19 protein-coding genes are annotated in these 22,525 nt (G+C 34.1%); 11 read left to right on the top strand and 8 right to left on the bottom strand.

All coding sequences use genetic code 11. The features are described from left to right. Window position 1: 1 nt before the first annotated feature. The 8 genes from walK (at window position 2) to NLJ82_RS26930 (ending at window position 7,789) form a co-directional block, all read left to right on the top strand. The gene (gene walK, locus NLJ82_RS26965; protein WP_000755380.1) at window positions 2–1,843 is read left to right on the top strand and encodes a cell wall metabolism sensor histidine kinase WalK; all 1,842 of its coding nucleotides are present in this window, start codon (window positions 2–4) and stop codon (window positions 1,841–1,843) included. Further along, window positions 1,840–3,156 (top strand): YycH family regulatory protein, encoded by a 1,317-nt coding sequence (locus NLJ82_RS26960; protein WP_000061586.1) that lies wholly within the window; start codon window positions 1,840–1,842, stop codon window positions 3,154–3,156. The genes walK and NLJ82_RS26960 overlap by 4 nt, the downstream gene beginning before the upstream one ends. Then, entirely contained in the window at window positions 3,137–3,979 is an 843-nt protein-coding gene (locus tag NLJ82_RS26955; protein WP_000383723.1) for a two-component system regulatory protein YycI, read from the top strand. The genes NLJ82_RS26960 and NLJ82_RS26955 overlap by 20 nt, the downstream gene beginning before the upstream one ends. Next, window positions 3,963–4,757, top strand: coding sequence for an exodeoxyribonuclease YycJ (locus NLJ82_RS26950; protein WP_000522836.1), 795 nt, complete (start codon window positions 3,963–3,965; stop codon window positions 4,755–4,757). The genes NLJ82_RS26955 and NLJ82_RS26950 overlap by 17 nt, the downstream gene beginning before the upstream one ends. A gap of 63 nt (window positions 4,758–4,820) precedes the next feature. Next, window positions 4,821–5,996: a S1C family serine protease gene (locus NLJ82_RS26945; RefSeq protein ID WP_000008039.1), complete on the top strand. Its 1,176-nt coding sequence runs from the start codon at window positions 4,821–4,823 to the stop codon at window positions 5,994–5,996. Between the two features lie 53 nt (window positions 5,997–6,049). After that, window positions 6,050–6,235, top strand: a complete 186-nt coding sequence (locus tag NLJ82_RS26940; protein WP_001052827.1) for a CxxH/CxxC protein — start codon at window positions 6,050–6,052, stop codon at window positions 6,233–6,235. Between the two features lie 59 nt (window positions 6,236–6,294). Continuing rightward, window positions 6,295–6,774, top strand: coding sequence for a 23S rRNA (pseudouridine(1915)-N(3))-methyltransferase RlmH (rlmH, locus tag NLJ82_RS26935; RefSeq protein ID WP_001027003.1), 480 nt, complete (start codon window positions 6,295–6,297; stop codon window positions 6,772–6,774). 136 nt (window positions 6,775–6,910) lie between these two features. Next, a complete protein-coding gene (locus tag NLJ82_RS26930) occupies window positions 6,911–7,789 on the top strand; it encodes a radical SAM/SPASM domain-containing protein (protein ID WP_000713636.1) in 879 nt (292 codons plus the stop codon). 186 nt (window positions 7,790–7,975) lie between these two features. Here the strand turns inward: NLJ82_RS26930 and pepF are convergent, their stop codons facing one another. Both pepF and guaC read right to left on the bottom strand, forming a co-directional pair. After that, on the bottom strand, window positions 7,976–9,793 hold the full coding sequence (pepF, locus tag NLJ82_RS26925) for an oligoendopeptidase F (protein ID WP_000655851.1): 1,818 nt from the start codon (window positions 9,791–9,793) through the stop codon (window positions 7,976–7,978). A 134-nt stretch (window positions 9,794–9,927) separates the two neighbouring features. Then, window positions 9,928–10,911, bottom strand: coding sequence for a GMP reductase (gene guaC, locus NLJ82_RS26920; RefSeq protein WP_000432434.1), 984 nt, complete (start codon window positions 10,909–10,911; stop codon window positions 9,928–9,930). Between the two features lie 476 nt (window positions 10,912–11,387). Here guaC and NLJ82_RS26915 point away from each other — a divergent pair, with 476 nt between their 5' ends. Further along, window positions 11,388–12,833: a DEAD/DEAH box helicase gene (locus NLJ82_RS26915; protein ID WP_001290603.1), complete on the top strand. Its 1,446-nt coding sequence runs from the start codon at window positions 11,388–11,390 to the stop codon at window positions 12,831–12,833. 38 nt (window positions 12,834–12,871) lie between these two features. On the opposite strand, the gene NLJ82_RS26910 is transcribed toward NLJ82_RS26915, so the two are convergent. Continuing rightward, window positions 12,872–13,432, bottom strand: coding sequence for a DUF1836 domain-containing protein (locus tag NLJ82_RS26910; protein ID WP_000427879.1), 561 nt, complete (start codon window positions 13,430–13,432; stop codon window positions 12,872–12,874). A gap of 164 nt (window positions 13,433–13,596) precedes the next feature. Here NLJ82_RS26910 and trhA point away from each other — a divergent pair, with 164 nt between their 5' ends. Both trhA and galE read left to right on the top strand, forming a co-directional pair. After that, window positions 13,597–14,244 (top strand): PAQR family membrane homeostasis protein TrhA, encoded by a 648-nt coding sequence (gene trhA, locus NLJ82_RS26905; protein WP_001099729.1) that lies wholly within the window; start codon window positions 13,597–13,599, stop codon window positions 14,242–14,244. 186 nt (window positions 14,245–14,430) lie between these two features. Beyond that, on the top strand, window positions 14,431–15,447 hold the full coding sequence (gene galE / locus NLJ82_RS26900; RefSeq protein ID WP_000996533.1) for a UDP-glucose 4-epimerase GalE: 1,017 nt from the start codon (window positions 14,431–14,433) through the stop codon (window positions 15,445–15,447). A 50-nt stretch (window positions 15,448–15,497) separates the two neighbouring features. Here galE and pelG read toward each other — a convergent pair whose 3' ends face one another. The 5 genes from pelG to NLJ82_RS26875 are packed head-to-tail and all read right to left on the bottom strand — an operon-like array spanning window position 15,498 to window position 22,324. Continuing rightward, the gene (gene pelG / locus NLJ82_RS26895) at window positions 15,498–16,952 is read right to left on the bottom strand and encodes an exopolysaccharide Pel transporter PelG (RefSeq protein ID WP_000907290.1); all 1,455 of its coding nucleotides are present in this window, start codon (window positions 16,950–16,952) and stop codon (window positions 15,498–15,500) included. Continuing rightward, the gene (gene pelF, locus NLJ82_RS26890; protein WP_001219503.1) at window positions 16,940–18,361 is read right to left on the bottom strand and encodes a GT4 family glycosyltransferase PelF; all 1,422 of its coding nucleotides are present in this window, start codon (window positions 18,359–18,361) and stop codon (window positions 16,940–16,942) included. Before pelF ends, pelG begins: the two co-directional genes overlap by 13 nt. A gap of 3 nt (window positions 18,362–18,364) precedes the next feature. Then, window positions 18,365–20,197, bottom strand: a complete 1,833-nt coding sequence (locus tag NLJ82_RS26885; RefSeq protein ID WP_000715314.1) for a DUF2194 domain-containing protein — start codon at window positions 20,195–20,197, stop codon at window positions 18,365–18,367. Beyond that, the gene (locus NLJ82_RS26880; protein ID WP_000601986.1) at window positions 20,181–21,101 is read right to left on the bottom strand and encodes a tetratricopeptide repeat protein; all 921 of its coding nucleotides are present in this window, start codon (window positions 21,099–21,101) and stop codon (window positions 20,181–20,183) included. Before NLJ82_RS26880 ends, NLJ82_RS26885 begins: the two co-directional genes overlap by 17 nt. Beyond that, window positions 21,101–22,324, bottom strand: coding sequence for a GAF domain-containing protein (locus tag NLJ82_RS26875; protein ID WP_000559344.1), 1,224 nt, complete (start codon window positions 22,322–22,324; stop codon window positions 21,101–21,103). The genes NLJ82_RS26880 and NLJ82_RS26875 overlap by 1 nt, the downstream gene beginning before the upstream one ends. Between the last annotated feature and the right edge of the window lie 201 nt (window positions 22,325–22,525).

Here is a 22,525-nt window from a genome sequence, read left to right as displayed (position 1 = left end):
TATGAAGAAAGTCGGTTTTTTTCAATCTATTCATTTAAAATTTGTACTCATATATATGCTATTAATATTGATAGCTATGCAAGTTATTGGGGTATATTTCGTAAGAGAGTTAGAAAAGAGTCTTGTACAAGGTTTTAGAGATTCTTTAACGCAACAAACGAACTTATTATCGTATAACTTGAAACAAGAGTTTAAAAAAAGTTATACAAAAGCAGAGACAGAATCAACAGGTGAAACGATTAAAACTTCCATTCGAAAATTTGCCTCTGATCGAAAGAAGGATATTCAAGAGGTAAGTGTATTTGATGCGAATAGAAAGCTGCTCGCTATTTCAGATGAGTCAAAGCAAAACAAGGTAAATAGAACGTCAACTGATATAGCTGTTCAGCGGGTATTGGTACAAAAAAAACCAGAAGTAAAAATTGAGAAGGATGGTCGTACAGGTCATCGTGTACAAGTTATGATTACTCCTATTATGGATGATAATAACAAAGATGCACTTGGTGCTATTTACGTTGTTGCATCCATGGAAGATGTTTATAAGCAGATGAAGGATATTAATCAAATCTTTGCGACCGGAACCGTTATTGCATTACTCGTAACAGCTGTACTTGGAATTTTGTTAGCTCAAACGATTACGAGACCAATCTCTGATATGCGAAGACAAGCAATTGAAATGGCAAAAGGAAACTATTCAAGAAAAGTAAAAGTGCATAGCCATGATGAAATTGGACAATTAGCATTATCTTTCAATAATTTATCAAAAAAATTACAACAAGCTCGTTCTTCAACAGAAAGTGAAAGACGTAAATTGTCATCCGTATTATCACATATGACAGATGGAGTAATTGCTACTGACCGAAAAGGGGACATTATTTTATTAAATGATCCTGCGGAAAAGATGCTAAATGTTTCGCGTGAAACGGCGCTCGATCAATCTGTTTTAGAAGTATTGGGAATACAAGAAGAATTTACGCTCGATCATTTATACGAAGAGCCGGATTCTGTTTTATTAGATTTTAGTACGAGAAATGAGCCATATATTTTACGCGCTAGTTTCTCTGTTATTCAAAAAGAGACAGGGAAAGCAAATGGTTTAATTGCCGTATTATATGATGTGACTGAGCAGGAGCGTATAGAAAGAGAACGCCGCGAGTTTGTAGCAAACGTCTCTCATGAATTAAGAACGCCATTAACGACAATGCGCAGTTACTTAGAGGCACTTACAGACGGTGCGTGGCAAGATCCAAATATTGCACCACAGTTTTTAACAGTTACACAAGAAGAAACAGAAAGAATGATTAGGCTTGTAAATGCGTTATTGCAACTATCTAAACTCGATAGTACAGAACATCGTTTAATGAAAGAATGGGTCGACTTTACTGACTTCTTTAATAACATTATTGATCGTTTTGAAATGTCTAAAGAGCAAAACGTAAGCTTCAAACGATCTTTCTCTAAAAAATCTCGATTTATTGATATGGATACGGATAAAATTACGCAAGTATTGTATAACATTATTTCGAATGCATTAAAGTATTCACCAGAAGGTGGAACAGTAACATATCGTTTACGTGATCGCGGAGAATTATTGGAGATTAGTGTAAGTGATCAAGGAATGGGTATTCCGAAAGAAAACGTCGATAAAATCTTTGAACGTTTTTATCGCGTAGATAAAGCACGTTCAAGACAAATGGGCGGTACAGGACTTGGATTAGCAATTGCGAAAGAAATGATTGAGGCACATGGTGGCTCGATTTGGGCAAAGAGTGAGGAAGGAAAAGGGACAACGATTTATTTCACATTGCCTATGGCAGCAGATGAAGAGGACGAATGGGAATGAGTATGGAGAATGTTAAAACGATAGTTTTAATTAATTTAGTTGTAATTAGTCTATTTCTTACTTTTAACTTATGGACGTATGTGCCAGATTCCACATCTATGCAAAACGCAAAATTTGTACAGGGGAATGAGGGAAATACTCAAACGAAAATCGCTGATGTTGTCCGCCCTACTTCTATCATTGTGCATAAAGATAAAAATCATTACGGGAGCAAAAGAGAGGGAGATATAGAATCAATCTATAGAACTTTGGAAGCAGGGGAATTACATGAGTTCAAAGAGATATCGATTGCTAAGGCTGACTTTCTTTCTTATGTGCATGGTGAAGGGAAAATTGAACTTATTTTCCCTACCAACATCCCATTTGATGCAGTTAAATCTATGTTTAGTATGAAAGAAAAGAGTATAGATAAGCCTAAACACTTTAATCGAATTATTCTTGACCCTTCTAGAAGTAGGGATCAAGAAATTAAAATTAATTTTGTTTCCGATGGTGATAACTCTAGAATATATGAAGCAAAATTAAGTGGTGTGTATTTAAAAGATATTGTAAATGCACAAAATCAATTTATAGTATCAGCGAAACCTTATTTTGACTATCAAATTAATGATATGAAAAAGCTATTTTTACCAGATGGAACGACAGAATTAAGTAATATAACATATATTTCATCTAATTTGGCGGTTGATACATTTAAGAATGCTCTTTTTAGTGACCCACGTTATTTAAGCCCTATTATCGAGGGATCGAAAGAAATATTTACAGATGGTATTAGGTCTATGGAGATTGAAAATGATCAGCATATGCTAAAGTATAAAAATTCTTCTGTTTTAAGTGAGAAAAAGCCAGATAATTTAATGCTTTTACAAAAAAGTTTTGATTTTGTAAATGGTCACAGTGGGAGTTTGGATTCATATCGTTTGGACTATATGAATAAAGGACAGACAGTATTCCGCTTACAGGAAGATGGATATCCCGTATTCAATACTGATGGATTAGCTGAATTGAGACAAGTATGGGGATCAGAAGAAGTAATGGAATATGAAAGACCGTTGCTTTCTTTAAATACGAAAGGTATAGAGCAGAAGGTTACTCTTCCGTCAGGTCATGTTGTAATAGCATCCTTAGAAAATAATGCCGCGGTAGATAAAAGATCCATTAAAGACATTGGGATTGGATACAAATTATCACTAGATGGGCAAGTAGCGCGACTACAGCCAATTTGGTATGTAAAGTTTGTTGAAGATGAAGCTGGCAAACAAAAAATATATGAGTGGAATGAGGGGGGACTAAATGGATTGGGATCGGATTAAAACCATATTTATTGTGACCTTTTTTGTTTTGGACCTCTTTCTCATTTTTCAATTCATTCAAAAGCAAGATAGTAATCAATTGGAGCTTATTGCAGAAACAAAGATAGATCAAGAATTAAAAGCAAACAAAATTACTATGGGTAATTTCCCTAAAGAACCGAAAAAAGAGTCATTTATTAGGGCTGAAAACAAGGCATTTAAAGAAGAAGACATACAGTCTTTAAAAAATCAAACGGCGCATATACAAAATATGTACAAGATAGAAAGTAAGCTAAAAGAGCCCTTTTTAAATACAAAATCGTTATCAAAAGATAAGTATAATGATTTTTTGAAGAACTATGTATTGGATGGACAAAAGTATGAGTTTGGAGCGATGAAAGATTCTAAAATTTACTTCTTCCAAAAATATAAAGATAAGCCTATTTTCTATAACGATCAGGCGATGATTGTTGTGGAATTAAATGAAAAAAATGAACTTGTGTCGTACACGCAGACGATGTTAACAGATTTAAAAGAAATGGGCGAAAGTGAAAAAACGAAACAGCAAGAAATTATTACTGCCCAAACCGCTTTAGAAAATCTGTATTTAAAAAATAAAATTCATGGGAATACACATGTAAAAGAAGCGCAAATTGGTTATGCCAACCTTACCGCATCTACTTCTAATAACCAAGTACTTGCTCCAACGTGGAACTTAAAGACGGAGCAGAAGCAGGACTTCTTTGTAAATGCAATTGAAGGACAAGTTATGGAATTAGGGGAAAAGGAAAATCAAGTGGTTGATGAACATACTGGAGTGAGAAAGAATGGGTTTGCATTTTAGCGTACTTGCAAGTGGAAGTACAGGGAATATGCTATATGTAGGAACAGATGAAAAGAAGTTACTTGTCGATGCAGGTTTAAGTGGTAAAGCAACAGAGGCTTTATTTAAACAGGCAGAATTAAATATAAATGATGTATCGGGTATTCTTGTAACACATGAACATAGTGACCATATTAAAGGCTTAGGTGTATTGGCACGTAAATATGATTTACCTGTTTATGCAAATGAGAAAACATGGAATGCAATGGAACACTTAATAGGAAATATCCCAACTGAGCAAAAGTTTATTTTCTCAGTTGGGGATGTGAAAACATTTGGTGATATTGAGGTCGAGTCATTTGGGGTGTCTCATGATGCGGCAGAGCCGATGTTCTATGCTTTTCATAACAATAATAGAAAATTAGCCCTTATTACAGATACAGGGTACGTGAGTGACCGTATGAAAGGTGTTATTAAGGGAGCTAATGCTTTCGTATTTGAAAGTAATCATGACGTAGAAATGCTTCGTATGGGACGTTATCCATGGAGTATTAAACGACGTATTTTAAGTGATGTGGGGCACGTTTGTAATGAAGATGCTGCATTAGCAATGGCGGATGTAATTACAGATGAGACAAAACATATTTATTTAGCCCATTTAAGTTTAGATAATAACATGAAAGAACTAGCGCGTATGTCAGTATCACAAGTATTAGAGGAAAAGGGATTTGGAGTGGGCGAAGCCTTTGAAATTCACGATACAGATCCAAAAATGCCGACAAAAATTCAATACGTATAATTCTTCATTTTAGTAAACAATAAAGGTGAATATAGTTGTTTTCAGGAAGATAGGTGAACAAATATGTCCTTTATTGATGAAGAAAATTATCGTATGAAACGTGCAAGAAAAAAGAAGCATAAAGGTATTGTTATTTCTAGCATAGCAGGAACAATTGTAGGAGCTTCTTTATTTGCATTTGGAGCTCCTTTATTTTCAAATGATACGGACGCGTTTCCGCAAGCTGAAGCAAGTGGAAGTAATATGGCGGAAGCTCAAGGCATTAAACAAATTAGTTTTGTGGATGCTGTTGATCGTGCGTCTGAAGCTGTTGTTGGAGTTATTAATATTCAACGAGATAATTTTTCAGAGGCAGATTCAGAAGCAGGTACGGGATCAGGTGTAATTTATAAGAAGACAGATGGTCAAGCTTACATTGTAACGAATAATCATGTTGTTGCTGGAGCAAATCGTATTGAAGTAAGTTTAAGTGATGGTAAGAAGGTTCCTGGAAAGGTATTAGGAACCGATGTGGTCACAGATTTGGCTGTACTAGAAATAGATGCAAAGCATGTGAAAAAAGTAATTGAGATTGGCGATTCTAATACTGTTCGTAGAGGAGAACCAGTCATTGCGATTGGAAACCCGCTCGGGCTCCAATTTTCTGGAACCGTCACACAAGGTATTATCTCGGCTAATGAGCGTATTGTCCCTGTAGATTTAGATCAAGATGGACATTATGATTGGCAAGTAGAAGTATTGCAAACAGACGCAGCAATTAATCCGGGTAATAGTGGTGGTGCGCTTGTAAACGCAGCAGGTCAATTAATTGGTATTAACTCAATGAAAATTGCGGCAAAAGAAGTAGAAGGAATTGGGCTAGCTATTCCTGTTACTAGAGCTGTTCCAATTATGAATGAATTAGAGAAGTACGGAAAAGTAAGAAGACCGTATGTTGGAATTGAACTGAGATCATTAAATGAAATTCCAAACTACTATTGGTCAAAAACATTGCATTTACCAGGCAATGTAACAGAGGGAGTTTGCATTTTAGATGTGAAAAGCCCTTCGCCAGGTACAGATGCTGGTTTGCGAGAACACGATGTGATTGTAGCAGTAGATGGGAAACCAGTTCGCGATATTATCGGATTCCGTACGGCCTTATATGATAAAAAAATTAATGATAAAATGACTCTTACGTTTTATCGTGGTACAAAACGAGCAACAACAACGGTTAAACTAGGCATTCAAAAGTATTAAAAACAGGAGGGCCTACCTCCTGTTTTCTATTGTAGAAAAGTGAGGTGAAGAATATGAACTTACCTTGTTGTTTAGAACATGTTGAATTAGCTTTAGATATTATTGTGGATGAGTGTGAAGTCGCGCCAGTTATTAACAATGTGGATAACTCAGAAAAAGAGAAAAAAACATGTGAATTTTGTCAAAATGAGGCGACATATGTTGTATCGAACACAGATTCTCACACAATATGTGGGTAACAATTGTGGATATGTGGATAAGTTATGTGGATAACATGTTTGTAAGGTGGGGAATACGTGTGAATATCTCGATTATTTCAATTGGGAAATTAAAAGAAAAATATTTAAAACAAGGTATAGCAGAATACTTAAAACGATTATCTGCATACGCAAAAGTAGAAGTAATTGAATTGCCAGATGAAAAGGCACCAGAAAATTTAAGTGAAGCAGAAATGTTAATTGTAAAAGAAAAAGAAGGTATACGTATACTAGATAAAATTTCTGATGATACGCATGTCATTGCGTTAGCGATAGAAGGAAAGCAAAAATCATCAGAAGAATTTGCAGTAAGCTTAGATCGTCTTGCTACATATGGGAAGAGTAAGGTTGCCTTTGTAATTGGCGGATCACTTGGACTAAGTTCAGAAGTAATGAAGCGTTCAAATGAATCTCTTTCTTTTTCAAAGATGACGTTACCACATCAATTAATGCGATTAGTATTGCTTGAGCAAGTGTATAGGGCGTTTCGGATTAATCGTGGAGAACCGTATCATAAATAGTAATAGTACATTCAAACGGCTACAGATGTGGCCGTTTTCTATATTTCCTAAAATAAGTATGTTTCTATTTCTAAAAAAGTATGCTGTAATATGAAGAGGAAAAAGTATAAGTAGTCATAGAAGTGAGGAGTTAAAGGTGAAGAAGTTTAAGAAATTTTACTTGGAGATTACGAGTGTATGTAATCTTGCGTGCAGCTTTTGTCCGCCGACGGAAAGACAGAAGCAATTCATTTCTGTGGAGGATTTTGCGAAAAGGTTAGACCAAATTAAACCACACACAGACTACATTTATTTGCACGTGAAGGGTGAGCCGTTGCTGCATCCAAAAATAGATCAATTGTTAGATTTAAGCCATGAAAAAGGGTTTAAAGTTAATATTACAACGAACGGAACGTTAATTAATAAGAGAAGGCATAGATTGTTAAATAAGCCTGCTTTAAGACAAATGAATTTTTCACTGCATAGTTTTGATGGGCACCCAGGTTCACAAGACAAAGAGGGGTATGTAAGAAGTATACTTTCCTTCATTAGAGAGGCGACAAGTCAATCGGATTTAATCGTTTCACTTAGATTATGGAACTTAACGCAGGATAATAAAACAAATGCTGAAATCCAGAAGAATAGAGAGTTATTATCTATCATTGAAAATGAGTTTAATTTATCTTATCAAATTGAAGAGAAGCTTACACCAGGAAAAGGTATAAAAATTGCGGAACGTGTCTTTATTAATCAAGACTATGAATTCCAGTGGCCAGCATTGCATGAAGAAGAGGATGATGGAAAAGGATTCTGTCATGGGCTTCGAAATCAAGCTGGTATTTTAGCGAACGGAACGGTTATTCCTTGTTGTTTAGATGGTGAAGGGATTATTAACCTTGGAAATATTAATAATGATTCATTTTCTAACATTATAGAAGGTGAAAGAGCAACAAACATTGTTGATGGATTTTCCAGAAGAGTTGCAGTTGAAGAGCTATGTAGAAAATGTGGATACCGTAAAAGATTTGGAAAGTAAATATGAAATAAGCCCTCATAAAGCGAGGGTTTATTTTTTATCCCGCTATTTGCCGGGCAGTAAGATTCCTACCTCAAAATTCAGCGGAAGCAAAGAAGTTAGGTAGGGAATCAACTGTCCGTAAAAGCCCGATTGGTGAGGGCTAATAATCAGTGGGGGATGGCCCCCACTGATTAAAGTTTCACTTTATTCTTGATAAGAGCTTTCTAATTCATCAATTAAGGAACCAACGTAAGAAACAGCTCTGCGGATTGTATCTGGTTTTGACATATCGACTCCAGCATGTTTCATTAATTCCAGTGGTTTCATCGTACCACCAGCGCGAAGTACATCTAACCAGCGATCAACAGCAGGTTGTCCTTCTTCTTTAATCATTTGAGCCACCGCAGTAGATGCAGTGAGGCCTGCGGAATACGTGTAAGAATATAAGCCCATATAATAATGAGGTTGACGCATCCAAGTTAATCCAGCACCTTCATCAATTTTTACGGAATCTCCCCAGAATGTTGAAAGTACATTTGCTTTTATTTCAGTTAAAGTTGTAGCTGTAAGTGCTCCACCTTCTTCTGCTAGGCTGTATACTCTTCTTTGATATTCTCCCTCAAGTAAGTGAGTAACAAAGTTATGATAATATGTGCCGAGTAGTTGCAGGATCACCCATCTACGCATTCTCTTATCGTCATTCGTCGCTAATAAATGCTGGGCTAATAGTAATTCATTCATTGTAGATGGTGCTTCAACGAAGTACATAGATGGACGTACATTCATAATACGCTGGTTTTTATTTGCTAAATAAAAATGACCAGCATGCCCAAATTCATGAGCCAATGTGAAACAGCCGCGCATCGTATTTTGCCATGTAATTAAAATGTACGGATGAGAACCATATGGACTTGAACAAAATGCTCCAGTTGACTTGCCTACGTTATCTGCAAGGTCGACCCATCTTTCTTTGAATCCTTTTTCGATAATGGAACTATATTCATCCCCGAGTACTTGTAAAGAGTCTTGAATAAGTTTTCCAGCTTCTTCGTAAGTAATTGTCGGATTAAATTCGGGATCTAAAGGTGCGTGTAAGTCGCAGAACAGCATTTCATCGAGTCCTAATACTTTCTTTTTTAAATCTGCAAAACGGCGCATATGAGGCGCCAATTCTTTATAAATAATATCGAGTTGATTGTTATACATTTCAAGTGGAACTTTTTGAGGTTCCAAAAGCATATGAGTAACAGATTCAAATTTGCGTAAGCGAGAGAGTGTTACTTGTTTTTTTACTTCAGTCGCATATGTTGTTGCCACTGTATTCTTATATCGTTTCAAGGTGGAAACAAATGATGAGTATGCTTTCCTACGTATGTCTGCGCTTGGAGAAAACTCATATTTGCTTTCAAATAATGCAAACGACACAGGGAGTTCATTTCCTTGTTCATCTTGTATGGAGTTAAAATCCATATCGGCTAATTTAGTCATACCGTAAATTTTGTATGGAGAACTATGTACTTCGCCAAGTGCAGCAAGTGCTTCTTCAGTTTCAGGAGAGAGCGTGTGCGGCCTTTTTTGTAATATGTCTAGTAATGATTTACGGAAAGGTTCAAGTTTTGTTTCTTCCGTTAAATATTTTTCAATTGTGCCTTCTTCTAATGAGAGAATTTCATTATGAATAAAGGATAGCGCCGTATGTACTTTCGTCCATAAAGCGGCAATTTTGGAAGAGTTCGCTTGAATAACTGGATTTGTACGATCAGTAGATTCTTTTAAATTTGCATATGAATATAGTTTTGTTAACTTCATTAAAAGCTCTTCTTCTAAAAGTAGGCAATGTAATAAGGTGGTAGGGCTATTGTGTAATTGTCCTTTAAACGCATCAAGTTTTTTTATATCATCTGTTAATACACGTAATGCAGTTTCCCACTCTTTATCAGATTCGTATAAATCAGAGAGGTCCCATGTTAATTCAGTGGGAACTTCTGCACGAATATAGCGTTTCTCAATTACATCTTTCATATATTATATCCCCCTTATTATAAGTATCTAAAAATATGATACTAGAAAATTCAGTAAAATTAAAATATTTTACATTTCTATATATGAAAAAGGACAAGCATAAAACTGCTTGTCCTTCGAGTTAAGTTTAAAAATTAATATACTTTATCACCGTTGAAAATAGAGTTTTTTACGACTACATAATCTACAGTACGAATGGAGTCTAATTTTGTTCCACCAGCGTAAGAGATAGAAGATTGAAGATCTTGTTCCATTTCGATTAAAGTGTCTTCTAAAGAACCTTTATGCTCAACGAACATTTTCTTACCTTCAACGTTTTTCTTCTCACCTTTTTGGAATTCAGAAGCTGAACCGAAGTACTCTTTATAAAGTTTGCCGTCTTTTTCGATTGTTTCCCCTGGAGACTCTTCATGACCAGCGAATAGAGAACCGATCATAACCATAGTCGCCCCAAATCGAATAGATTTAGCTACGTCGCCATGTGTACGAATACCACCGTCAGCGATAATTGGTTTACTTGCAGCTTTTGCACACCAGCGAAGTGCAGCTAGTTGCCAACCACCAGTTCCAAAGCCTGTTTTAATTTTAGTAATACAAACTTTACCAGGTCCAATACCAACTTTTGTTGCGTCAGCACCAGCGTTTTCTAATTCTCTTACCGCTTCTGGAGTTCCAACGTTTCCAGCGATAACGAAGCTTTCTGGTAAATGCTTTTTAATATGTTGAATCATGTTGATTACAGCATTAGAATGTCCATGCGCGATATCAATCGTGATGTATTCAGGCGTAAGGTGCTCAGCAGCTAATTGTTGTACGAATTCATACTCGTCTTCTTTTACACCAACGCTAATAGAAGCGATTAATCCACGTGATTGCATATCTCTGATGAATGAGATTCGTTTCTCTGGTTGGAAACGATGCATGATATAGAAGTAATTATTTTCAGCTAAATACGTTGCAATTCTTTCATCAATAATCGTTTGCATATTTGCAGGTACGACAGGTAATTTAAATTTATGTTTTCCTAAAGTGACAGTTGTATCACATTCAGAGCGGCTATTTACAATACATTTTGCAGGAATTAATTGAATATCTTCATAGTCGAATACGTTTTCCATCATTTACACCCCTAAAATACGAATATTTTATTTTTATTAATCAAAAATGTTCGTCCATATGATAATTTACATTGTTTTCATTAAAAAGTCAAAGGATTTCTTAACGTTTTTTTAAAAAGTAGATTTTATATGTAAAAAACAACGTTAAAAACGAATTTAAAATGTTTTTTGTTTTATATTGTTCGTCTATAAAAAGGTTGGAAAATTAAGATAATTATACAAGGATGTATGTATTCTTTTTATTTTTTTTGAGTGGATGTAGGATTCTATGAAAAGGTTAATGCTAATAATACGAGCAAAAGATGTTATCAAGTAGTTGAACAATATATGAAATGATAAGGTTTATTTCTATGTAAAAAGATGAATCTGGCATAATCCATCTTTTTATGTGAGGTTTCAAGTATAATAAGTAGGGCGATAGTAACGTATACAAAAGATAAAAAAGAAAATAATACAGAATAAAATGAGGTTAATATATGAGTGAAAAAGGGTTTTTTGAGTATAAATTAAGTAAAGAAATTGTAAGGGCACTTACTGGGTTAGGGTATGATCATCCAACAGAAGTACAAGGTAAGGTTATTCCAGTCGCATTACAAAAGAAGGATCTTGTTGTGAAGTCCCAGACGGGAAGTGGAAAAACAGCTTCATTTGGTATTCCACTTTGTGAAATGGTGGAGTGGGCAGAGAATAAACCACAAGCGTTAGTTTTAACACCAACGAGAGAGCTTGCGGTACAGGTGAAAGAAGATATTACAAATATAGGGCGATTCAAAAGAATTAAAGCCGCCGCAATTTATGGTAAATCCCCATTTGCACGTCAAAAATTAGAGTTAAAGCAAAAGACGCATATTGTAGTAGGGACTCCAGGGCGTGTATTGGATCATATTGAAAAAGGGACCCTTTCTTTAGAGCGATTAAAATATTTAGTGATTGATGAAGCGGATGAAATGCTAAACATGGGCTTTATCGATCAAGTAGAGGCAATTATTGATGAATTACCTACAAATAGAATGACAATGCTATTTTCAGCAACTTTACCGGAAGATGTTGAAAGGTTATCACGTACATATATGAATGCACCAACTCATATTGAAATTAAAGCGGCTGGGATTACGACGGATAAAATTGAACATACTCTTTTTGAGGCGATAGAAGACGAGAAGCTTTCACTACTTAAAGATGTAACAACGATTGAGAATCCTGATAGCTGTATTATTTTCTGCCGTACACAAGAAAATGTAGATCATGTATATAGACAATTAAAACGAGCTAACTATCCTTGTGACAAAATACATGGTGGTATGGTACAAGAAGATCGTTTTGAAGTCATGGATGATTTTAGAAAAGGAAAATTTCGTTATTTAGTAGCAACAGACGTGGCTGCGAGGGGAATTGATATTGATAATATTACACATGTTATTAATTATGATATTCCACTTGAAAAAGAAAGCTATGTACATCGTACTGGAAGAACGGGACGAGCTGGAAATAGTGGAAAAGCTATTACATTTATAACACCATATGAAAATAGATTTTTAGAAGAGATTGAGGAGTATATTGGCTTTGAAATTCCAAAGGCAATTGGACCTTCAAAAGAAGAAGTTATGAAAGGGAAAGCTGCATTTGAAGAAAAGATACATGCTAAACCAATTATAAAGAAAGATAAAAATGCAGACATCAACAAAGGCATTATGAAGCTTTACTTTAATGGCGGGAAGAAAAAGAAAATTAGGGCGGTAGATTTCGTCGGTACAATCGCTAAAATTAAAGGTATTACAGCAGAAGATATAGGCATTATTACGATACAAGATAATGTTTCTTACGTTGAAATATTAAATGGAAAAGGACCACTTGTCTTGAAAGTCATGAAGACTACAACGATTAAAGGGAAACAACTAAAAGTTCATGAAGCAATTAAGTAAATAAAAACTATCCACTTTAATAGGTGGATAGTTTTTATTTATGATTCTTTTAAATCATCCACTAGTTGCTCCGCTAAACGTCTATACATATTACTCATAGTCACGAAGGATGTTAGTAGTAGAAATTTTTCTAGCTTTGTGTCTTCTAAGGAAGAAATCTCATTTACTTCTGTAACACGGTTATTTACGTCTTGTTTAAAGCTTTCGACATTGCTTTCAGTAAGAGCAAGATAATTTTTGTATAACGTATTTAATTCGAATGAATCATCATTTAATAAGGAGTCATTTATAGTTTCTAATGAACTTTTTATGTCGTTAATGGAAAGAGCACCTTTTAATTGATAAATTAAGCTAATTAAAATCATATGCTCTTTTGAATACTTTTTATTTTTGATAGGGATGAATAGTTTCCCTTTTGCGTAATTATTAATCATCGTTTTTGTTAATACTTTTTCATCATCCGTTCTCGTTGTATCTGCATAAGTATTCTCAAATAGTTGGACAACTTGATCTACATATAAGTCCACATTTGGAATATCCTCAAGTTTAATATTTTTTTCTAAATGCAATGTCTCAAGTAATTCATTTATATTTTCCACGTAGAATCCCTCACTTTTATAACTTAGTGGAACTTAATGTCTAATACATCCTTAAATATGGTATTACGAAACAAATAAATTGTAAATGTTGACCTTAAAAAGAAATGTGTATATAATTACACGTAGTTATTAAAACTACATGTAATTATATGAGGGGTGTTATTATGAATACTTACGTAAGGGAACCAGTTAATGCATTTACTCACTTAGGTGGAGCGATATTATCATTTATTGCCTTATTAGCTATGCTTGTGAAAGTTTCTATCAAGATGCCATCATTTGCTGCAATTACAGCTGTTATTTTGTTTGGGATTGGAATGATGGTCCTTTATACGGCATCAGCTGTATATCATAGTGTTGTGGCCAATGAACGTGTTATTTACTTCTTTAGGAAGCTAGATCATTCTATGATTTTTATATTAATTGCAGGTACATATGCACCCTTTTGCTTAATTACATTAAATTCAGCAAGTGGTTTGCTATTATTTTGTTTAGTCTATGCAACTGCGATTTGTGGCATTGTGTTTAAAATGTTTTGGTTTAATTGTCCAAGATGGTTATCGACAGCAATTTATATTACGATGGGTTGGTTAATTGTTTTATTCTTTGCACCGTTAGCTGAGAATTTAAGTACAGGGGGCATTGTTTTCTTAGTACTTGGGGGCATTTTTTATACAATTGGTGGATTTATTTATGGAACAAAGCCAAAATGGCTAGAGTTTAAATATATGGGACATCATGAGATTTTTCACGTTTTTGTATTATTAGGTAGTCTTGCACATTTTCTAAGTGTATATTGTTACGTAATTTAATAAGAAAAACGCCACATAACAAAAATTATGTGGCGTTTTTCTTATTACTTGATTGGAATCGTATATGTTATAAAATTATTATGGGATAAAATGTAAGTTTCTGTGTTCGCATATTAAACATAGGATAAGAAATATGTGATATACTTTGAGAAGTTTATAATGAATGAAATATGGAGGACTATAATTATGGCAATACTTGTAACAGGTGGAGCAGGGTATATTGGTAGTCATACATGTGTAGAATTACTAAATAGCGGTTACGAAATTATAGTAGTTGATAATCTTTCGAATAGCTCGGTAGAATCTATAAATCGAGTGAAAGAAATAACAGGAAAGCAATTTAAGTTTTATAAAGAAGATGTTTTAAATCAAGAAGCACTTGACGCGATTTTTGAAGAAAATGCAATCGAAGCAGTTATTCACTTTGCAGGGTTTAAAGCTGTAGGGGAATCAGTAGCAATTCCATTAACATATTATCATAACAACATTACGAGCACTTTAGTGCTATGTGAAGTAATGCAGAAACATAATGTAAAGAAGATGATTTTTAGTTCATCCGCAACTGTATATGGTATCCCGGAAACGTCACCGATTACAGAGGAGTTTCCATTAAGTGCAACAAATCCATATGGTCAAACGAAATTAATGATTGAGCAAATTATGCGTGATGTAGCATTTGCAGATAGAGAATGGAGTATCGCATTACTTCGCTATTTCAACCCATTTGGTGCACATGAAAGTGGACGTATTGGAGAGGATCCAAATGGAATTCCAAATAACTTAATGCCATATGTCACACAAGTGGCAGTAGGTAAGCTAAAAGAATTAAGTGTATTTGGAAATGACTACCCAACGAAAGATGGAACAGGCATCCGTGACTACATACATGTTGTAGACTTAGCAAAAGGTCACGTAAAAGCGCTAGAGAAAGTACTGAATACAACAGGAGTAGATGCTTATAATTTGGGCACAGGTACAGGGTATAGTGTACTTGAGATGGTTGAAGCATTTGAAAGGGTTTCAGGAAAAAAGGTTCCTTATAAAATTACAGAGCGTCGTCCTGGCGATGTGGCAATATGTTTTGCAGATGCATCAAAGGCAAAACGTGAACTAGGATGGGAAGCAAAACGTGGATTAGAAGAAATGTGTGCAGATTCTTGGAGATGGCAATCAAATAATAAAAATGGCTATTTGGAAGTTTAATATGTAGATATAAAAAATGACCTTTGCATGAGCAAAGGTCATTTTTGTATCTATTTCCCGTTAAGTTTATTAGCTAATTTGGTAAAAAAGGTCCGCTGTTTTATAGGAATATTTGACTGGCAAAATGTATAATAATCAATATCTTTAATGTAAGTAAAGAGTCTAGAAATAGCATATAGGAATGTAATAGAAGATCCAACTGCGAAACTAATGCCGTAACCATTGAATCCAAATGGAAGCAGGATGAGGCTTAATAACAAGTTTGCAAAAAAGAAAATAGCTGATGTTCGAAATGCCCCTTTACGATCCTCAAAGTATAGGAGTAGTAATGTAATAACGAGCACCATTCCATTTGCATAAGCACCAACTATAGTTAGTTGCAGAATAGAGTAATTAAGTGTTGTGTTTCCAGATTGCGAACTAAACATCCATATTATAAAAATAATAAGTAAGGAAAAAATACCTTGATTACGAAGTATACGTTCCATTTCCTGCTTTAAGACAAAGTTCATGGAATCTTTTAATTGTAAAAGCGTATGTAATGTTCCGCCATTGTTTACCGAACCGAAGAACTTTTTATATCTTTCATAAAACCTGGTTTCAATGGATACTACAAAGAAAATATAGGTTGGGATAATACTTAAATACGCCCAGAAAACAGCAGTATCATAAATTTGATGATAAATAAATGTGTTTTCAATATTTCCCCGACCGTCTCCAAACCAAATAACAAAATTACATACCCAAATACCCACATTGTAAAATAGGCTTGACCAAAATAACTCTGGATATTTATCTAAATAAGAAAGAAAGGTAAATTGTTCAGTAGCATCGCTATTTGGAAACATTCGTACAATAACGATACTTAACCATACTAGTGTAATGAAAGTACCAATTGTAAAAGAAATTAAAAGCAATAGGGCAGATCCGTGTTCTAACCCAAGTGTAGGGTGCCAGTAAGCTATTAGGATAATTCCTAATAGGGAAAAAATGGATCCGATTAAAAATGCCAGTGCAATTGATTGATAATCTTTAGCTGCTGTTAAATAAATGGACTGAATCCAGATGATATTTAAAGCTAAAAATAAAAATAGCATCACGATTTTATAATATAAAGCTAACGGTGTGAAAAATGCAAACAAAAGCCATAACATAATAGCTAAAAAAAGTGTGATCTTCGTCATTCCTAAAAATGAAGAAAATACTTTATCAGCTTTTTGTTCGTATAAAAGGTCAGCTACATATCTAGTTACAATGAGCTGCAATGCTCCGTAAATAATTTGAGAAAAAATAAAGCAATATGAAATTGAAATAGTGAAAAGACGCTGTTCTTCAATTGAAATAGAATGAAATAAACTCAAAATGAATCTAATAGTTGTTACTGCTAAAATAACGACTAACCAAGGACCAGCTGTAACAAATAACGAAAATCCATAAGCTTTTACCCTTGAAGAATAGTAGTCTTCCTGAAATAATTTTTGTAATCGAAATCCTATACCTGCCATGTTTTCGCACCCCTTTCTAAATAAAGCTTACGATAACTATCAACAACACCTGATAATTGATAATATGCTTCAATACGATTACGCCCATTGTTTCCGAATTGTTGAATGGATTCAGGGTGGCGATAATACCATTCTAAGTGGGTGGCAACTTGTTCAGGAGATACAGGTGGTACAACAAAGCCACATTGGCCGTAAGGATCTTCATCTTGTCCATAAATTAACTCCTTACAAGAACCAACGTCTGTAACAACCCATGGTAATCCCGATGCCATTCCTTCTAACATAGCTAGTGGTTGCCCTTCAGATATGCTAGTTAATACGAGAATATCCGTTTGTTTTAAGTAATCTTTAATGTTTACTCTGCCAGTCATTATTACATGTTCTTTTAATCCAAGTTGCTGAATTAAATCACGACATTCTTGGGCATACTCTGGTTCTTCTGTATCAGGACCTAATAAGTAGAAGATAAACGGAATATCTTTTTCTAATAATAATTTAGCTGCATAAATCATTGTTTTTACGTCTTTAATTGGCACAACTCGTATAATAGCAGAAATAATGAGTTTATCTGAATTATGTTTTGGCTTACGTAGCCCTTTATAATCAGATAAAGTAACACCATTTGGAACAATTTTTAGTTTATGGGCCGGAGCTCCTAGTTCTTTTTGATATGCACTATTCCGTCCGAATAACGTAATCACATCAGTAGCTTGTTCATATGCTTGGTGAGATAAATGATGGAAGAAAGAAACCCATCTTTTTTTGTATTCGATTGGTATCCAAGTTGATTGGAGTATTTCCTCTTCACGTTCCCGAGAATAAATACCATGCTCTGTTAGAATAAATGGTATGTCAGATTTGGCACTAATTGCAGCTCCAAGAAGCCCACCATAGCCTGTAGATACAGAATGGATAAGATCTAATTCAGGAAAATCAATTTGTAAAATTTGAATGATTGGTGTGAACATAGATCTCCACATCCAAAAGTAATTTAAGAAAGAACCACTACTTTCTTCATACAAATAGCTTTCTTTCACTATTTCATAAAATTCACGACTTTCGAAGAAGGAATGTAGTGTTCCTAGCTTTTGCTTGTTCCCTAATATTTGTAATGCTTCTGTGTCGTTAGCTTGGAATGTAAACCATTTTTGAAGTGTTTGTACTTCATCAGTCGTTAAATTGGTTTTTATATGGTTTGAGTCACTTTCTGATTGTAAGGGAATCATAATGATATCTTTTACATTGTTAGGAATTTCATATTGATATTCCTCTTCTGTTTTTATTTGTGGTACGATCGCAAAAATGGTGAATTCATGTTCTTTAAATTGTTGGATAATCATTTGTACCCAACTTGCTACTCCGCCACTGACAAAAGGATAACTTCCTTCAACGACTAAACCTATTCTCATCTGCTATACCCCTTTAATTGGAATTGTAGCGTTAGCTTGTTTTAATATAACGCTATAAATTTGTGAATCTAGCTTTGTAACTGTGCCGTATGGGAATGAACCGGTTTTCAATTTTTTCCCTTCTTCCACACGTATAATCGTTGCAGTGTGGTTTGGTAATCCTTTATATGCAATGTGAACAGCATCATCTTCATAAGAAACAGCTAAATCACCGGTTTGATAAATTTTCATGGAAGCAGTTGCTTCACTTTGTGTCATACTTTTTATATAAGGATATCTTTCTCGTATTTCTTTAATTGTCGTTTTATAAGCTTTAAATAATTCTTCCCACGTTAAATTACCCGAACGTTTTTCATCAAGGATATCATCTGGATGGACGAAATGTGAGATAACCCCTAAATTTGCAGTAACATCAGCTAAAATAAATTGTTCTTCATCTGAAATAGCATAGCCACTCGTAATACGTGGGAAGTGATAAATATTTTTGTTGTGCTCGTCTGGTCCAAATTCTTGAATTAAACTGCCGTTACTTTTACTTCCCACATATAGAGAAGCAACTGTTTCCATAGTTGGGACCGCGTCGTTTAATGCACTTAATCCAGTTGTATTTATAATATTGGATGGTGGTACATAGGTTTTTAGCTTTTCGTTTGGAAAGAAGTTATACACGAGTCTTTGTAAAGCATCTAAGGATCTCTCCATGTCCTCTTTTGAATTCCATGGAACATATTCAAGTGCTTTATCTACTGGGTCTGGTGGTAATAATAAAGGTTGATGGTTATAACCATGAATACCGATTTCTCCACCGTGACTTAATAATTCTCTCCCAAATAATAAATAGGTATTTCTATTTTTACCTGTAAAATTTTCAAAGGGTGGCGTTACTTTATTTTGATATGTCCCAATTGCAACCCCTGTATATTTAATATCAAGCTCTTCAGAGATATCCTTCATATTTTTCCACCAATGTTTTTTATAAAATTCTTCAACAGAAATTTTTTCTGTTGTTAAGTTTTTTAGTTCTCCACTTGGAATTGGAGATGGGAAGTCATCGATATACATAATCTCCGCTCCAAGTTGTACTGTAGCGAAAGTCGGGAAAATAGTACCCAGTGATTGAACGAACATACCTCTACCTAATTTATCGTTCAATGCTGTTGTATTCCAATATAAGACTTTTCCTTCACCGTAGTCATTGGTCCAAAGGATGGGAGTATCTTCTGCAGTAATCCAAGTATTAGTTGTATTCTCATCTAGCGTAATATTCATTGAGCTATGAGTGAACAATGGAGAAGAACTTGAGAGATCAGGATAACCAGGGAATAAAACTTCTTCAAAGGTTAATCCCTTCACATCTTTGAAGCCTTCTTTTTTTGTAATACCAAATAATGTGTTCCAGGAAGAATCTGAATCAAGTCGGTTTGCGATAATAATCCTTCCGCCCATTTGTACAAAATTTTGAATATCGGCTTGTGGAAGTTGCGCCATTATTTCACCTGTAATAATAATTCCTGTATAGGGAGAGGGAGTAAGTCCCTTAATTTCATTAGCTGTAATATTTTTATAGTGTAGGTGTGCGTAATCCATTGCCTTTTTCGTATTAAATTCGACTTGTTGCCCTAATGTATTATCCGTTTTTAAAACGTATAATTGCATTTTTTGTCCATTTTGGGCTACATCTTTTGCTTTGAGTGTTTTAACAGTATCTGTTTCTTTAGTTTTAGGAACAGAAAACTTTTGATAGAAATTTTCTGTTCGATATATAAGGATGGATATAATTAAGAGAAATAAAATGATACTAACAATTCCGATATATATATTAATCCCCTTTTTCAATGTGTGCGCCTCCAAACTGCCTTACAAATAATTGATATTTACGCGGTAGTATATGAACTCTTTTTGCAGCTGCTAGATTATTGATTAAGTTATAGAGCTCGTCCCATAACTTTTGCTCATAATATATTTCAAGTAACCCAACGTAACCGTAATATGATTCAGGATAGAAATGAATAAGATTTAAAAATTGTTCTTCAGACTTTGCATATTGTTTTGTATGTAGAAACAGATTTCCAAGGTGGAAAGGATAAAGAGGTTCGGTAGGGAATAGTTCTACACTTTGTGTAATAAAATTCATAAATTCGGCGATTATTTTTTCCTTTTGCTGATTAGAAAGAAGACCACTGTCTACATATCTTAAATAGTTAGAAACCAATTCTTTTGCAATTTCATTTTGTGGATTTTGTAGAAATTGCTTATTTAAGTATTCGATCTGTTTTTCGTACCGTTCATTTAGTAAATTAATAGTAGTTGCTGCGTAATGTACAGTTTCAGGATCTTTATGGTGAATAGCTTCTTTCAATAAGCCTCCTTCATTGGAAATAGGGGAGGAGCTTAACTGTACAATGAGTTGTTTATGTAATTCAGGCTTATCTAGTTCTAATCCAGAAGAAAATGAAATTAGGTCCATATCTTGTTTTGCTGATGCCAAAATATCTTCATAATGATCAACTTGAAAGGAAACATACTCAGAGTATTGCTGTAACCACTCGGTCTTGGAGCGTCTTATATTCAGTAATAACATGATTGCTGATACAATAAGTCCGACAAGCGGGAAAAGGAGAGAGATAATCAAGCAAAACTCAATAATTCCTTTCTTATCTTCAGTAATCAAACCTTTCGTAAATCGAAATAAAAGAAAAACCAAAATAGCATAAATAAAGTAAAGAAGGAGTAAAATCATTAGAATACCACTCCTTTAGAAGAAAGAGCGTTTTGTATACGAGTTTTGACTGGTAATAAAAATTTTTCTTCAGTGCCAGGTAATAGAATCATAACTTTTTGTTCGGTCGTGTTATAACCGAATATATCAATATCACGCAAATGATCTTTTAAAATAGAATTTATCATTTCTAAGGAATCTTGTGGAACAGTAAATTCAAAATAGGAATATGGATAAGATAATGTTTCGTAACGTTTCTTTTCTATTTTTAGTAAATGTTCAAATTCATCTTCATAATAAATGCTCGTTTTAGGGAATGTACGATCCTCTTGACTTGATAGCCAAAGATTAGAAGCGTTTTGTAAACGATCACCCATCCAGCGTAAATACCATGTGAAAAGTTCGAATTGCTCAGAAGTTACTTTTGAAAATTCAATTTCGTCTAATATAATGACATATTGTACATCATCTTGGAATAGGACGGGACCAACTAAAAGTGGAGCGTCTTGAAAATCCTCTTCTGTACGGAAAAAAGGTCGATTATGTGCTAGAGCATTTTTGATGACTAGCGAAGCATTTTTAACAAAAATGGATTGAGGTAAGGTATTTTTACCAGTTTCTGCTCTTAATTTAATACGAAGTGATTGTTTATTGTTATCGACGTGATAGATACCAATTTTTTTTGCTCCGAAATACATTTTTAATACATTTATCCCCTCATCGAGTACAATTTCAGGATGTGTATGATTTAAAGCTTTAAACATATGATACATTTTAGATAAGTGATTATTTGATTCAAGTACACGAGAACGTAGTGTAATACGTGTTTCATCCAATTGTTTCACAACATATTTTAATTCTTTATTTTCGGCTTTTAGCTCATTATTTATCATATGTACATCTTCATACCGTTCCTTTTGTGCAGTACTCATTAGTCCACAACATAAACTAATAACAAGTAAGAAAATCCAATTAATCCAGTAATCTAATGAATAAAAGTACAGTAATATATCATCTTCCTTATATATACCGCTTACAAAAATATAAATCATTGCTTCTAGAAAGGTGAAAAGGGCGATAGATATGCCATACCGGCTAGAAATAATTAATGTAATAAATAAGAGTAAGAAGTATTCATACGTTGGTGTTAGAAAATCAGTTAGTATTGAGAGAAAAAATAGAGCAATAAAGAGAATCGTAGGTTCAATCATTTTTTGTAATAAATTAGATTGTCTATAGTGCATAAAAAATCCCTTCTTTCGTTTGCAAATTTAATTTTGAGGAATAGTACACTGAAATAAAATACATAATTTAAAAGAATTATTTTAAAATATATAAAGCCCAAATCATTTTATCAACAGAGATGTAGTAAATTCAAGTGAAATAAATTCTAATTTTTGTTAATGTATTGTATTTATTGGGATTTTTATTAAATATCGAGCTTG

The sequence above is a fragment of the Bacillus paranthracis genome (genome assembly GCF_024296885.1).
GTDB lineage: Bacteria > Bacillota > Bacilli > Bacillales > Bacillaceae_G > Bacillus_A > Bacillus_A paranthracis.
The sequence above is the reverse complement of the archived record's forward strand: the minus strand, read 5'-3'. Positions and strand labels throughout refer to the sequence as shown.

Bases quoted from the DNA above. Each gene is read 5' to 3' on its own strand.
- NLJ82_RS26875 (WP_000559344.1), bottom strand. From the start codon at position 22,324: ATGCACTATAGACAATCTAATTTATTACAAAAAATGATTGAACCTACG.
- pepF (WP_000655851.1), bottom strand. From the start codon at position 9,793: ATGAAAGATGTAATTGAGAAACGCTATATTCGTGCAGAAGTTCCCACT.
- NLJ82_RS26960 (WP_000061586.1), top strand. From the start codon at position 1,840: ATGAGTATGGAGAATGTTAAAACGATAGTTTTAATTAATTTAGTTGTA.
- NLJ82_RS26945 (WP_000008039.1), top strand. From the start codon at position 4,821: ATGTCCTTTATTGATGAAGAAAATTATCGTATGAAACGTGCAAGAAAA.
- guaC (WP_000432434.1), bottom strand. From the start codon at position 10,911: ATGGAAAACGTATTCGACTATGAAGATATTCAATTAATTCCTGCAAAA.
- pelF (WP_001219503.1), bottom strand. From the start codon at position 18,361: ATGAGAATAGGTTTAGTCGTTGAAGGAAGTTATCCTTTTGTCAGTGGC.
- pelG (WP_000907290.1), bottom strand. From the start codon at position 16,952: ATGGCAGGTATAGGATTTCGATTACAAAAATTATTTCAGGAAGACTAC.
- NLJ82_RS26955 (WP_000383723.1), top strand. From the start codon at position 3,137: ATGGATTGGGATCGGATTAAAACCATATTTATTGTGACCTTTTTTGTT.
- walK (WP_000755380.1), top strand. From the start codon at position 2: ATGAAGAAAGTCGGTTTTTTTCAATCTATTCATTTAAAATTTGTACTC.
- NLJ82_RS26940 (WP_001052827.1), top strand. From the start codon at position 6,050: ATGAACTTACCTTGTTGTTTAGAACATGTTGAATTAGCTTTAGATATT.
- trhA (WP_001099729.1), top strand. From the start codon at position 13,597: ATGAATACTTACGTAAGGGAACCAGTTAATGCATTTACTCACTTAGGT.
- NLJ82_RS26880 (WP_000601986.1), bottom strand. From the start codon at position 21,101: ATGATTTTACTCCTTCTTTACTTTATTTATGCTATTTTGGTTTTTCTT.
- galE (WP_000996533.1), top strand. From the start codon at position 14,431: ATGGCAATACTTGTAACAGGTGGAGCAGGGTATATTGGTAGTCATACA.
- NLJ82_RS26950 (WP_000522836.1), top strand. From the start codon at position 3,963: ATGGGTTTGCATTTTAGCGTACTTGCAAGTGGAAGTACAGGGAATATG.
- NLJ82_RS26915 (WP_001290603.1), top strand. From the start codon at position 11,388: ATGAGTGAAAAAGGGTTTTTTGAGTATAAATTAAGTAAAGAAATTGTA.